Raw genomic sequence first — 13,681 nt, 5'->3', positions numbered from 1 at the left:
CAGCAGTCCAACTATTGGGGACCACTCCAGCGCGAGGTTGCTGGGCCGCCGTCACGTAGCAATTGGGACTAGTTGGGGCGGGTGTCTAAGACGGCGTCGAGGTAGCGGGCGACGCCATCGTCGTCGACTTCGTCGGTGACGGCCGCGGCGATCGCCTTGACCGAACCCAGTGCATTGCCCATCGCGACTCCGTGCCCGGCCCACGACAGCATCTCGATGTCGTTGGGCATGTCCCCGAACGCCATCACCTGCGACCGCCCCACGCCGAGGTGGTCGCACAGGTCCTCAAGCGTCTTCGCCTTCGTGATCCCGAACGGGGCGAGTTCGACGAGCCCGTTGTCCGGCTCGGAGAACGAGGCATGGCAGGTGCCGTCGACGAGCGGATCGATGAGGTCGTGCATCGCCTGCGAATCGCTCGTGGCCAGACGCACGAGCACCTTGACGACGTCTTCACCGGCGAGTTCGGAGACATCATCGATGATCCGGGCCTCTCGCGGCCGCCCGGTGACGAATTCCCGGTCGATGAAACCGCCGTTGAGGGTCTCGTAGGCGAACCGGGCCTCGGGATGGTCGACGCGGACAGCCGCGATGATCTCCGTCAGCGACTGTGCGTCGATGGTGTGGGCGTCGACGACGGACTGAGAGGCGATGTCATAGACGACCGCTCCGTTGACGCACACGACGCGTCCGAGGTCGGGGATCTGCTCGGCGATCGGCGCCAACCACCGCATGGGCCGCCCGGTGACGAGGACGAAGGGGATTCCCGCGTCCTGGCAGCGGTGGATCGCATCGATCGTGGCCGTCGAGATCGGCTTCCAGTTCAGCAGCAGAGTCCCGTCGATATCGCTGGCGACGAGGCCGAGCTCGAAGTCGTCGGGCGGCAGGATGTCGGGGCTGATCGGAGGTCTCATGATGACTCCACCCTAGCGAGAATCTCCTGCGCCCGCCCCAGCAGCTCCTCGGCATCCGAGATGAATCGAGCCGTGGCCTCGGCGCTCGAGCCGATCGACCGGCCCGCCGGCCCGTTCGACCGTGCCATCGACGCCGCAAGCACCGCCTCACCGACCTTCGACGAGGCCTTCGTCAGCAGCTCCGGCACGTCGCCGACGACCTGCCGAGTGGGCCCGGGCACCACCTGACCGGTGACGGGACAGCGGGCGTGGAGGGTCGCCGTCAGGTCGTCGACGACATCGACGAGTGCGTTGAGCCGGTGGGTGCCGTCGACGATGACGTCGATCGGATCTTTCGCCGAGGCGGCCGTGTCCCCGCCGTCGGATGTGTCCGCCGAGGCGGCTGACGAGGTGGTGCTGTCATCGGTGCCCCGTGCTTCGTGGAGGGCCACCGCGGTGGTGTAGTACCGGTCGACGGCGCGGATGAAGCGATCACGGTTGTGCCGCCACAGACCGGTGCCGAACCGGTCATCGTCCTTGACCGCGGTCGGCGCTTTCCTGCGCAGACCGGAGAAGAAGCGCTTCACAGATAGTTGCCGGTGCCGGGGTCGTCGCGATCCGACTCCTTCTTCTCACCCGGCTGCCCGTCGGCCGGTGTCATCCCCGGGGGAACCATTCCCGGAGGCAGCTGACCGCGACCGGCCATCTGCTGGGCCATGGCCTGCTGTGCCGCGATCGCCGTCTGGATGCCGTGGAAGAGACCCTCGAGCCAGCCGACGAGTTGGGCCTGGGCGATCCGCAGCTCCGACGTCGTCGGGGGACCGTTGGCCGAGTCGAAGGGCAGGTCGAGGCGTTCGAGCTCCTCGATGAGATCCTTCGACAGGCCCTGTTCGAGTTCGTCGATGGACCGACGGTGGATCTCGGCGAGACGTTCGCGTCCCTTCTCATCGAGCTCGGTGCCGCGGACCTCGTCGAGCAGCTGCTTGACCATGGTGCCGATGCGCATCACTTTCGCCGGCGACGAGACATCCGCCTGATCCTGTTGCGCCCGCGCCAGACCGGACTGCACACTGTCGGCGCTCGCCGCACCGTCTGTGTTCGCAGCATCCTCGGTGCGCATCTCACCCGCGGAGTTCCGGACGCCGTCGGCGGAGTCGGGAGTCTCACTCATCGGTCATGCACCTTCCTCATCGACGATGAGCAGAACCTTGCCGATGTTCGCCCCGTCCTCGAGCGTCTGATGTGCACGGACGACGTCGGTCAACGGCATGGCTTCATGGATGATGGGGCGGATGTCTCCTGAGATCACGGCCGGCCACAGCTGATCGGCCACCTCGGCGACGATGGCGATCTTCTGGTCCTTCGGCCGCGCCCGCAGGGTCGTGGCGGACACGGTCTTGCGCGGCTGCATGAGCCAGCCGAGGTTGATCTCGGTCTTCGTCCCGCCCTGCATACCGATGATGATGAGACGGCCGTCGGTGTTCAGCGCCTTGATATTGCGCTCGAGGTACTTCGCGCCGATGATGTCGAGGATGACATCGGCGCCGGTCGACCCGTCGTCGTGGGTGCAGATCTCACGGACACGGTCGACGAAGTCCTCGTCGCGGTAGTTGATGACGGCGTCGGCGCCGAGTTCGCGGCAGAATTCGGCCTTCTTCTCGGAGCCGACGGTCACGACGATCTTCACGCCGAGGTGGCGCGCGATCTGGATGGCGGCCGTGCCGATGCCGGACCCGCCGCCGTGGACGAGCAGCCATTCGCCGGCCTGCACCTGCCCGCGGCCGACGATGTTCGACCAGACGGTCGACAGCACCTCGGGCAGGGCGGCCGCCTCGGTGAGGTCGAAGCCGTCGGGAACGGGAAGCAGCTGACCTGCGGGAACGGGCACGTATTCGGCGTAGCCGCCGCCGGAGAGCAGAGCCGCCACCCGGTCGCCGACGGACCAGCCGGTGACGTCGGCGCCGAGCCTCTCGATCGTGCCGGAGACCTCGAGTCCGGGAATCTCGGTGGCCCCGGGCGGGGGATCGTAGAATCCGCGACGCTGCAGCAGGTCGGCCCGATTGACCCCGGCGGCATGGACGCGGACGAGGACCTCATCGGCGGCGATGTCGGGAGTCGGTTCGTCGGTGACCTGCAGGACCTCGGGGTCACCGGGGGAGGAGATCGTGATAGCGCGCATGCGTCCACTCTAGTAGCTGGGTGCGCGAGAGGGCAGGGGCACCGGGGCGCGGGAGCCGTTCGTGCTCATCGCTGCTGCCCGGCGAGTTCTGCGTCGGCGCTGTCGGACTCCGGCGGCTCTTTCGCCGCGCGACGCATCGCCGCGATTCCTTCGATCGAGACGAGGACGCTCGAGCCGATGATGACGATGTCGATGGCCAGAAGCAGCCAGTCCGGGCCTGCCGGGTCGGCGAACGAGACGAGCTGTTCGATCGCCGCCCAGAACGAGAGGACGAAGACGAACGCCAGCGGGATCAGAGCGGGCCAGGGATTGCGGCGCTTGCGGATGAGGACGACGGCGATGATGATCAGCGTGAGCGCGGCCAGCAGCTGATTGGTGGTGCCGAACAGCGGCCAGATGCGCATGCCGCCCTCTCCGCTCATTCCCTGCGAGAAGGTCAGACCGCCGCCGAGGACGAGCACCACGAGTGTGGCGGGGATCTTCGGCAGTCGGACGTTCATGTTTCCGCCGATCTCTTGGACGACGTAACGCATCAGTCGGACCACCGAATCGAGCGTGGTCGCGGCGAACAGCACCGCCATCGTCGCCAGGACGGTGGCGCTCAACCCTGCGGGCAGACCGATCCCGGTCTCGAGCAGCATGCCGCCCCCTTCGACGAACGACTGGACCCCGGCATCGCCGAACTTACTGTAGACCTCTTCCCAGTCGGCGACTGTGCGGTAGCCGCCGGCGATCGCGAGAATGGCTCCCAGCGCCAGCATTCCCTCTCCGACAGCGCCGAAGTATCCGACGAATCGCGCATCGGTCTCCGTGTTGAGCTGTTTGGCGGTGGTCCCGGACGCGATGACCCCATGGAAACCCGAGATGGCTCCGCAGGCGATCGTGACGAAGAGAAGGGGGAGGATGCTCGGCGTGCCCGCGGGCAGATCGGTGTTGATGGCGGGAGCGACCAGTCCGTGTCCTGTGCCGAAGAGCGCCGAGGTGATGACGGCACCGTAGAGGAGGATGAGGGCGATGAAGAGCTGGACGCCGTTGATGTAGTCGCGAGGCTGCAGCAGCACCCAGACCGGCAGGACGGAAGCGATTCCGCAGTAGACGAGCAGGACGATGATCCACAGGGCCGTGGGTTCGAGCCCGAGGAAAGAGTCCGGCATCGACACCGGGAACCGGTCGCCGAGGAGGATGAGCGAATAGAGAGCGGCGACTCCGACGATCGTGACGGGGATGAGGGGCCACCGCAGTCTGTAGATCGCAACCCCGACGAGCAGCGCCACGCCGATGGCACCCCAGGAAGGGATCACTGCAGAGGGCAGGGCCACGAGCAGGTCGGTGATGACCACGGAGAACGCGGCGATGACCATGAACCCGAGAATGAAGATGACCAGGAGGAAGAGCGCAGCTCCGCGTCTGCCGATGTAACGAGCCGACAGTGCCGCAATGGTCTGTCCCCTGTTCCTCGTCGAGGCCCACAGGGAGCCGAGGTCGTGCATTCCCGCGAAGAAGACCGTGCCGATCGTGACCCAGAGGAATGCGGGCAGCCATCCCCAGATCATTGCGATGGCGGGCCCCACGATGGGAGCGGCTCCTGCCACGGAGGTGAAGTGGTGGCCCCAGAGGACGAATCTGTTGGTGGGCACGTAGTCGACGTTGTCGCGCAGCTCATGCGCCGGCGTTGTGAATCGGCTGTCGAGCCGGTAGATCCGTTTCGACAGGAACTTCGAGTAGAACAGGTATCCGAATGCGAAGATCGCGATTCCCAGCAGGAGAAGCAGAACGGGACTCATCGTTGAATTCCTTTCGGAGACTGGGCGACATCAGCGTCCTCGCCCTTCTGCAGGCGAGTTGTGACCCGGTCAGGGGACGGTTATTAGTAGAATCCTAACAAGCGTTCTCTGTTCTGAACTCCCTCATCGCCGTCGAGGGCCTCCGGCGTCGGCCCGCCGCCCTGCCGCCTCAGGCGAAGAGCCGGAACATCGGCGAGTTCTGGTGCACGCGCTCGACCTCGATGTTCGAGGCCTCCATCCGCTCGAGCAGATTCGGCAGGTCTTCGGCATAGCCGAGCTGGATGCCGACGAACGCCGGTCCGGTCTCCCGGTCGGAGCGTTTGACGTACTCGAACATCGCGATGTCGTCCTCGGGTCCGAGCACCTCGTTGAGGAATCGGCGCAGGGCTCCGGGCTCCTGCGGGAAGTCGACGATGAAGTAGTGTTTGAGGCCTTCGTGGACGAGTGAGCGTTCGAGTATCTCCGGGTAGCGGGAGATGTCGTTGTTGCCGCCGGAGACCAGGCACACCACGGTCGATCCGGGTTCGATCGTGATCGGTTTGTCCGAATCCGGTCCGCCGATCCCGGCCGAGGCCAGGGCCCCGGAGGGTTCGGCGATGATTCCGTCGACCTGGTACATGTCGAGCATCTCGGTGGCCACTGCGCCCTCGGCGACGGGACGGATGTCGAGGCCGAGTTCGGCGATGACGTCGTAGGTGATGGCGCCGGCGCGACGCACGGCCGTGCCGTCGGCGAAGCGGTCGATGTTCTCCAAGGTCACGGGGTGGCCGGCCTTGAGTGCTGCGATCATCGAGGCGGCCCCGGCGGGTTCGGCGCCGATGATCTTCGTGTTCGGCATCCGTTCGGCCGCATAGGCGGCGATTCCCGCGAGCACTCCGCCGCCGCCGACGGGCACGATGATGTAATCCGGGTCGGTCTCGAGCTGAGCGTGGATCTCAGCGGCCACGGTGCCCTGACCTGCGATCGTGCGCATATCGTCGAAGGCCGAGACCAAGAGTGCCTGATTGCGTTCGGCGAACCGGTGCGCCAGCGCCGAGGCGTCATCGTAGGTGGAGCCGGCGATCTCGATCGTCACCTGCTCCCCGCCGAAGTGGCGGACGCGTTCGATCTTCTGCTTCGGCGTCGTCTTCGGCACAAAGATCGTGCCTTGGATGCCCAGTTCCCTGCAGGCGCGGGCGAAGCCCTGGGCATGGTTGCCCGCCGAGGCGCAGACGACACCGCGTGCGCGTTCGTCGGCATCGAGCTGGAGCATGAAGTTGAAGGCGCCGCGGATCTTGTAGGACCGCACCATCTGCAGGTCCTCGCGCTTGAGGTAGACCGTGGAACCGGTTGCGGTCGTCAACCGCTCGCAGATCTGAAGTGGCGACAGGATGACGGAATCGGAAATGCGCAGCGCAGCCGCCTCGACCTCGCTGGCGAGTGTGAGCTTCTGGGGAGTCATGTCTGTTTCAACCACCAGACTATTGTGCGCCCTTTGTCTTGCTATTTGGCAATTCGTATCGATATGAGGACCGTCGCCCGGTCATTGAGAACCCGCCCCGTGCCCGCCTCGCGCCCACCTGAGCCCCGTGATTCGGCTCGCGACTTCGGGGTTTCGGGTGCGCCCTGGACCGTGAATACCCCATATCATGATTGGATGGAGGATGCCCGTAATCCCTTCTAGGAGACGTCATGGCCATCAGCAGTGAGCTCGAACAACTGTTAGCCAGCTGGATACCCCGACAGCCGTGGTTCCCCAAGCTCGCAGCAGATTTCGGGACCGACCCCGACATCACCCCCATGTCGGTGGCCCGTGCGTTCACTTACACCGCCGAGGAGCTCGGTGGTTTTGCGGGTCTCGTGACCGTCATCTCCGTCGGCGACGGCCCCACCCTGCGTCGCCTCAACATCCCCCTGACCCTGCGCGGTGCCGAGGACATGCACCTGCGCCACGCCCTCATCGGCCGCGTCGACGACCTCGCGCTCGGCACCGTCTACGTCTACGACGGCGCAGCCGATCCCGTCTTCGTCAACCTCATGGCCGACGCGATCACGAAGCGCAAGGTCTTCGACGGCGGGCAGCTGTCCACCGAGTCCCTGCGCCACAGCCAGGAGAAGACCGAGGCTCGGGACCGTGCGCCGATGCCGTTCCCGGTAACCGCGAACGGGGCGGCCGCCTCGGCGAATGGATCGACGAACACCGCCGCCGAGGCGGTCCCGCCGAAGCCGTCGATCGGTGACCTCACGGTGGGGGCGGAGGACGTCATGCCCGTCGAGATCCGCCCGATCGAGGTCTCGGACTCCGGCCAGCACAAGTCGACCGTCATCATCCACGACGAATACGAGCCGATGGAGCTCTCGTTCTTCCGCGTCCTCGAGAACGGAATGCCGTCTTCGCTGACGATCCCCGTCCTCCTCACCGAGGCGGGGTCGCGCAGCGTGCCCGAGGTCATCGGATGGGGCTCGGGCCGCTGGTACGACATGTTCGAAGTCCAGGAGATGGAGGCGCCGATGGCGCTGCTCTCCCACGTCGATGTCGATGCCGAACCCGCCTGGCGCGAGGCCGTGAACACGGTGTGCGCCGTCGACTCCGGTTCGATCGGGGCCTACAACGCCCACGCCGCGGAGATGGGGCGGCGCATCGGTGAACTCCACACCGACATGGCCGCTGAGTTCGGTGTCGTCGAAGGCGCCGGCGAACCGACGAAGCAGCTCGTGCAGAAGTGGGTCGAACGCATCGATTGGGCGCTGGGTCGGGCTCCTCTGGCCCTGGATTCGCTGGTGCCGGAGCTGCGCGGCCACCGTGCCAAGCTGCAGGGACTCGAGACCATCGGCACCCTGCAGAAGATCCACGGCGAGCTGACGCTCGACCATGTGGTCAGCTCGTCGACCGACGGCTATTCGGTCGTGAAGTTCACGGACTCGACGAATTCGGATCCCAAGCCGGCCGCCTTCGACCTCGTGGCTCTGCTGCGCAGCATCGACTACGCCGCCGGATTCGCTCGTCTCCAGCGCACCGACGCGCTGGACTCCGAAGACGGCTCGCTGGTCGTCAGCGGCTTCGGCAATGATCCGGGGGCGTTGCGCGCGATCTTCGATTCGCCCGAATACCTCTGGGCCTCGCAGGTGCAGAACTCGCTGCTGTCCGGATATTCGCGGGCACGCGGCGACAGCATCGGGCTGAGCGATCCCGTGCTGCGAGCAGCGCTGGTCGACCGGCTTCTCGTTGAGGTCGTCACCGAGCTGCGCAACCGCCCGAACTGGCTGTCCGTGCCGCTGGCGACGCTCACCCTCGTACTCAAGGGCAAGCCGTCCCGCACCGAGGAGGCCGCCGAGACCCGTCCCAGCTGGGCCGAATCCGGCGAGACGGAGTCCGAGGCAGCCGAGGGCTCAGCTGCATCCGGCGACGCAGCCGGTGCTGCTGGTGCCGAGGACTCGGATGCGGCCGCCGAGGGCTCGGACACGGAGGCTGAGTCGAGCGACTCGTTCGCCGTGGCTCCACCTGCCGACGAGTCGACCGCTGCCGATTCTGAATCGGTCGCTGCGGCACCCCGCGGAACCTCCGGCGCCGTTGCGGCCGCGATCGCGAGCTCGGACGCCGAGGACTCGGACGCTGAGGACTCGGACTCCGAAGAATCGGGCTCCGAAGAGCCGGGTGCAGCGAGCGGCACTGACAAACCAGTTGCGACGAGGGGAGCGGACGAAGCGGCCACGGCAGATTCCGAAGTTGCTGAGTCGTCCGGCATGGAGAGCGCGGCCGACGCAGATCCTGCGGCAGAGCCCGAAGCCGATGAAGTCGAAGTCGCCGATACCGCGGAGAACACCGTTGACGCGGTGGCGGATCCCGACATCGACGATGTCGAGGACTCCACCGTCGTCCCGTCCCAGGGCGATGCACTCGAAGCGGCTCCAGCCCCGGTTGAAGACGAAGAGTTCGTCGACGAGGAAGAACCGGAAGCTCCGGTCCGACGAGTCCCGGCCTCGTTCGCGGCGCGCGGCGCCACCTCGGAGGACGCCGACAGCACCGGACACGAATCGCAGCCGGCCAAGCCCAAGGACGCACCGAAGCTCGGTCACACATGGAGCGAGCGTTCGCAGAACTCTGGCAGCGACCGCGGAACATTCGGCGAACCGCTGTCCGACCGATCGGACCAGAACCGCAGCGACGCTGAGACTCAGCCGAAACTCAGTGACGCTGGGGCACGGTCCGCGGGCTCGAAAGACCGGTCCGGCGACGATTCGAAATCGTCCAGCGGTTCCGTGTTCGATGACCTTTTGGGCACCGAACGCAAGCGGAACCGGATGAAGAAGCGCAAGAAGGACTGACCGCCTCCGCGGACTCGTCGCCTCGATGCCGGTCGTGCCCGCTCCGGTGAAGTCCGTGCGTGCCCGCTCCGGTGAAGTCCCTGCGCGAAACGGCCAATTGGCAGATGCTGTTGCGGTTGTGAGAAACTATGGTGGCTCGACCTCGCGTCGAGCAGGCCGGGTTCGCTCCATCTCTGTCGCAGTCATGGAAGAACCGAGGGAAGCGTGTCCGAGCGGCCGAAGGAGACGGTCTTGAAAACCGTTGTGCGGCAACCCCGCACCGTGGGTTCGAATCCCACCGCTTCCGCCCAGTGAAGAGCCCCCCCCGAACTCATCGTCAACAGCGAAGAGTTCGGGGGGCTTTCACATGCCCGCGATTCGGCCGCGCCAGCACCCGCGGCTTCGAAATTCATACGCCCTGATCAAGATCACCGCATATGAATTTTGAGGCCGCTCTTGCACGCCATCCGGCCGGTAGCGCGCGCCGAGCGAAGGGTCAGTCGCGGACCGGCGCTCCCGGTTCGGGACCGCTGGAACCAGCGTGCGTCCCAGCTCCTTCGCCGGCCTCGGGCACCTCGGGTTCGGACATCTCGGCATCGGCCTCGGGGTCGTCGAAGCTGCGCACCGAACGTTTGAACCCGCGGGTCAGCACGGCTAGGTACACGATACCGATCGCCAGCCACACCAGGCCGCCGATGAGTGCGGTCCCGTGCAGGCTCGCCCACAGGATTCCTGTGAGGATCGCACCGATCGCCGGCATGACGACGAAGCTGAACGCCGACTTGAAGTCCTTGACCTGCCTGGTCCGGAACGCATAGTGAGCGATGACCGTGAGGTTGACGAATGTGAAGGCGATGAGCGCACCGAAGTTGATGAGCGCGGAGATGAGCTCGAGGCTGAACGACATCGCCAGCAGGCACACCGCACCCACGAGCACGATATTGAACACCGGGGTGTGCGTCTTCGGGTTGATGTATCCGAAAGCCGTGCGCGGCAGCACGCCGTTGCGGCCCATGACGAGCATCATTCGTGACACCGACGCGTGCGAGGCCAGCCCCGAGGCGACGGTCGCAGCGAATGCCGCGGCGACGAAGAAGAGTTGGAACAGGTGGCCGCCGGTGATCATGCCGATCTCCGGCAGCGGATCGTCGACGATGGTGAACTGCGAATTGTCGGGGAAGAGCAGCTGTGCGAAGTAGCCGGCGACGAGGAAGATGAGGCCGCCCGCGAGAACGGTGAGCATGATCGCTTTCGGCATGAGGCTGACGTGCTTGGCTTCGTTCGTGTACATCGTCACGGCGTCGAAGCCGATGAACGAGAAGCACACGACGGTCGCACCGGTGAGGACCGCGCCGAGGTGGACGCCCTCATGGATGAACGGCTCCGGACTGAACACGACTCCTGCCCCTTCGCCGGCGTTGAGCTGCATAACGGCGAGCACGCAGAAGGTGGCGACGAGGACGACCGCGAAGACGAGGAGGATGCCGTTGATGTTCGCGGTGCCCCGCATCGAGGACAGCACGATGCCGGTCATGACGATCGTATAGACGACGACCCACACCCACGCAGGCGCATCGGGCACCATCGACTCCATGTAGAGCCGGATGATGAGGCAGTTGACCATCGGCAGCAGCAGATAGTCCATCAGCGACGTCCACCCGACGAGGAAGCCGAGCGCCGGTGACATCGTCTCGCGCGTGTAGGTATAGGCCGAACCCGCGGTGGGGAAGACCTTGACCATCTTGCCGTAGCTGAAAGCCGTGAAGATCATGACGATGAGAGCAACGAGATACGCCGCCGGAACAGCTCCATTCGTCTGCTCCGAGACGATTCCGAAGGTGTCGAAGACGACCGTCGGCGTCATATACCCGAGCCCGAGTCCGACGATGGACCACAGCCCGAGGTTGCGCTTCAGTGAGCCAGAGGCAGCCATATCAATCCTCCCCAATGAGATTTGCCGCCCACCGGGCCGTCGACGTCGCCATCGATGACCGGCCCGGAAGTGATGTGCGTCATGATCTTAACGCCCAAAGCACTGAAAGCGAAACCTTCGCCGAGGATTCCCCCGAGTATCAGTGCCAAAATGCAACGTTTTCGATGAAAAACGTCAAATCAACGACGATATCGGTAGTCCCGACAGAAACCGGCATGTCCGGTGATCGAACGAACTGTCAGTGCCGACGCGAAACAGAGTAGATTGCAGTCAACGGACAATGTGGCCCCCACGAGAGATGTGAGAGAAGTATGGCGATCGAAACACTCAGTCCCCAGCAGTCGGCGGCGTGGAAGGATCGCGTCCTGCCTCCTGTCGAACAGGTCGCCGAGGGAGTCTGGGCCCTGCCGGTCCCGATTCCGAACAACCCACTCGTCTACACCTACTGCTACGCCATCGCCGACGGTTCCGGCGTCGTCCTCATCGACCCGGGCTGGGACGGCAAGGATCAGTACCTGGCGCTCACCTCGGCGCTGGCCGACCTCGGCTTCACGGTCGCCGATATCCACGGAATCGCGATCACTCACTATCACCGCGACCACATCGGGCTCGTGCCCGCACTGCTCGCGAAGAACCCCGACGCCTGGGTTGCCATGCACGGCGAGGACCTGCGCGCGATCAAACGCTTCTACACCAACACCGTCGACCTCGGCACCGGCATCGACCCCAACCTCAACATCGCCCGCGCCTACGGAGTCCCCGAGAACCGGTGGGCCGAAGTCGAAAGCCTGCAGGTCGGATCGAGCAAGGGCGGAAGCAAGAGCGACTCGATGAGCCTGTACAGACAGGCCATGAGTCGACTGCCGGAGAACATCCACGTCCTCGACGACTGCGCCGAACTCCCTCTCGACGAGGGCCGGGTAACAGCTATGTGGACGCCCGGACACACCTACGGGCACTCAGCGTTCGTCCGCGACGAGGACAAACTGTTCTTCTCCGGCGACCACGTGCTGCCGACGATCACCCCGAACATCGGCCTCGATTCCGGAGCGATCACGCACAGCCTCGGCGACTATCTGCGGTCTCTGGAGAAGATCGGCGGGCTCGCCGAGGACGTGGCGGTGCTGCCGGCCCACGGCTTCCGTTTCACCGGTCTCCACGACCGCAAGGTCGAACTCGTCGAGCACCACCACGAACGACTCGGTGAGATCCGCGCCCGCATGGAGGCCACCGACGACCACAGCGTCTACTCGATCGCGGCGGGCCTGCACTGGTCTCGCGGCTTCGAGAGTCTGCACAACTTCAACCTCTTCGCCGCCCTTGCCGAAACCGCCGCGCACATGCATTATCTCGGTATCGACATCGGCGTCGGCTCGCTCGTCGGCAGAGACTGAGCCGGGCTCGGTCGTCAGAAGAGGGACAGCAGGGAGGAACCAGTATGAGCACCGAATTCGTCCCCGCCGCCGAGGTGCGGCCCGTGACCTTCGCCGTCCGCGCGAACGACCATATCGAGCGCGGTCACCGCCGTGGCCAGGAGCTGCGCACGGGAATCGCGTCCACCCTGGACGCGTATCGGCGCTACTTCTCGCACCTGTCCATCACCGAGGCGGCCGTGGAGTCCGCGGCTGTGTCGAGTTGGCGGCAGCTGCAGGTGTGGTGGCCGACCGGCGCCGAGGAGGTCGAAGCCGTCGCCGCCGGGGCCGGAATCGCCGTCACCGAGCTCATGGAGATCATCGCCCGCACCGAGATCATGACCCAGGCGGCGGCCGCGCCGACAGAATGCTCGACAGTGAGTCACACCGGCCCGGGGGCATCCGTAGCCGCGCAGAACTGGGATTGGGCGGCGGACTTCTCCACACTGTGGCACTTCAATGACGTCGGTTCCGTGCCCGGGCAGCACCGGCATGTGGGCATCGCCGAGTTCGGAATGCTCGGCAAGATCGGTCTCAACGAGGCCGGCGTCGGAGTCCTGCTCAACATCCTCAAGCACGCCGGCGACGAGGCCGGGGGAGTGCCCATCCACATGATCCTCGCACGGGTCCTGGCCGAAGCCGGCACCCTCACCGAGGCGCTCGAGATCATCGGCTCGGCGCCGACGTCTTCGTCGTCGGTCATCACCGTCATCACCGCCGAGGCGGCCGTCCAGGTGGAGATCGCCGGTGCACTCAAGCGCGAACGGCGGGCGCGAGCGGCTCGCGGGGCCGACGGGGAGACGGGGGAGTCCGGATTCCTCCTCCACACGAACCATTTCCTGCACCCGGATCTGCTCGACGGTGCGCTCGAGCTGCGCCCCGATTCGACCTCGCAGGAACGGTACCGTCACCTCGCCGAGGCGGTCGTGCGCTTCGAAGCCGAACGTGCCGCCTCGTCCGGTGACGCTGCAGAACCGGCAGCCGTCACGGTCGGAGACCTGACGAAGCTGCTGACGACGGGACCGGGAGAGGCGCCCGTGTGCTGCACTCCGGCGCCCGGTGCCACCTACGGGAATCGTTCGGCCACACTCGTGAGCGTGCGCATCGATCCCGCTCGCAAGCAGATCGACCTCGCCCCCGGGTCACCGGCCGACGGTCTGCACGGAAACCGCCGCTTCCAGCTCTGAACCGGCGGCGGT

General features: G+C 65.7%; 10 protein-coding genes and 1 tRNA gene. 4 read left to right on the top strand and 7 right to left on the bottom strand.

Translation table 11 applies throughout. The features are described from left to right. Nucleotides 1–68 precede the first annotated feature (68 nt). From HF684_RS16505 to ilvA, 6 genes are all read right to left on the bottom strand, one after another. Nucleotides 69–911, bottom strand: a complete 843-nt coding sequence (locus HF684_RS16505) for an HAD family hydrolase (protein ID WP_169253357.1) — start codon at nt 909–911, stop codon at nt 69–71. After that, nucleotides 908–1,477 (bottom strand): hypothetical protein, encoded by a 570-nt coding sequence (locus HF684_RS16500; RefSeq protein ID WP_248279002.1) that lies wholly within the window; start codon nt 1,475–1,477, stop codon nt 908–910. The genes HF684_RS16505 and HF684_RS16500 overlap by 4 nt, the downstream gene beginning before the upstream one ends. After that, nucleotides 1,474–2,061 (bottom strand): proteasome activator, encoded by a 588-nt coding sequence (locus HF684_RS16495; protein WP_282433908.1) that lies wholly within the window; start codon nt 2,059–2,061, stop codon nt 1,474–1,476. The genes HF684_RS16500 and HF684_RS16495 overlap by 4 nt, the downstream gene beginning before the upstream one ends. Nucleotides 2,062–2,064: 3 nt before the next feature. Further along, nucleotides 2,065–3,069, bottom strand: coding sequence for an NAD(P)H-quinone oxidoreductase (locus HF684_RS16490; RefSeq protein WP_169253356.1), 1,005 nt, complete (start codon nt 3,067–3,069; stop codon nt 2,065–2,067). Nucleotides 3,070–3,134: 65 nt separating this feature from the next. Beyond that, nucleotides 3,135–4,853, bottom strand: coding sequence for a carbon starvation protein A (locus HF684_RS16485; RefSeq protein WP_169253355.1), 1,719 nt, complete (start codon nt 4,851–4,853; stop codon nt 3,135–3,137). A 169-nt stretch (nt 4,854–5,022) separates the two neighbouring features. After that, nucleotides 5,023–6,294, bottom strand: a complete 1,272-nt coding sequence (gene ilvA, locus HF684_RS16480; protein WP_169253995.1) for a threonine ammonia-lyase IlvA — start codon at nt 6,292–6,294, stop codon at nt 5,023–5,025. A 230-nt stretch (nt 6,295–6,524) separates the two neighbouring features. On the opposite strand from ilvA, the gene HF684_RS16475 reads away from it, so the two are divergent. Together HF684_RS16475 and HF684_RS16470 are read left to right on the top strand one after the other, a co-directional pair. Then, nucleotides 6,525–9,158 (top strand): hypothetical protein, encoded by a 2,634-nt coding sequence (locus tag HF684_RS16475; protein WP_169253354.1) that lies wholly within the window; start codon nt 6,525–6,527, stop codon nt 9,156–9,158. 198 nt (nt 9,159–9,356) lie between these two features. After that, nucleotides 9,357–9,444, top strand: a tRNA-Ser gene (locus HF684_RS16470). 189 nt (nt 9,445–9,633) lie between these two features. Here the strand turns inward: HF684_RS16470 and HF684_RS16465 are convergent. After that, a complete protein-coding gene (locus HF684_RS16465; protein ID WP_169253353.1) occupies nt 9,634–11,070 on the bottom strand; it encodes an APC family permease in 1,437 nt (478 codons plus the stop codon). Between the two features lie 311 nt (nt 11,071–11,381). On the opposite strand from HF684_RS16465, the gene HF684_RS16460 reads away from it, so the two are divergent. Beyond that, a complete protein-coding gene (locus HF684_RS16460; protein WP_169253352.1) occupies nt 11,382–12,464 on the top strand; it encodes an MBL fold metallo-hydrolase in 1,083 nt (360 codons plus the stop codon). A 44-nt stretch (nt 12,465–12,508) separates the two neighbouring features. Then, on the top strand, nt 12,509–13,669 hold the full coding sequence (locus HF684_RS16455; RefSeq protein ID WP_169253351.1) for a C45 family peptidase: 1,161 nt from the start codon (nt 12,509–12,511) through the stop codon (nt 13,667–13,669). Nucleotides 13,670–13,681: the final 12 nt, after the last annotated feature.

The organism is Brevibacterium sp. 'Marine', from assembly GCF_012844365.1.
Classification (GTDB): domain Bacteria; phylum Actinomycetota; class Actinomycetes; order Actinomycetales; family Brevibacteriaceae; genus Brevibacterium.
The sequence above is the reverse complement of the archived record's forward strand: the minus strand, read 5'-3'. Positions and strand labels throughout refer to the sequence as shown.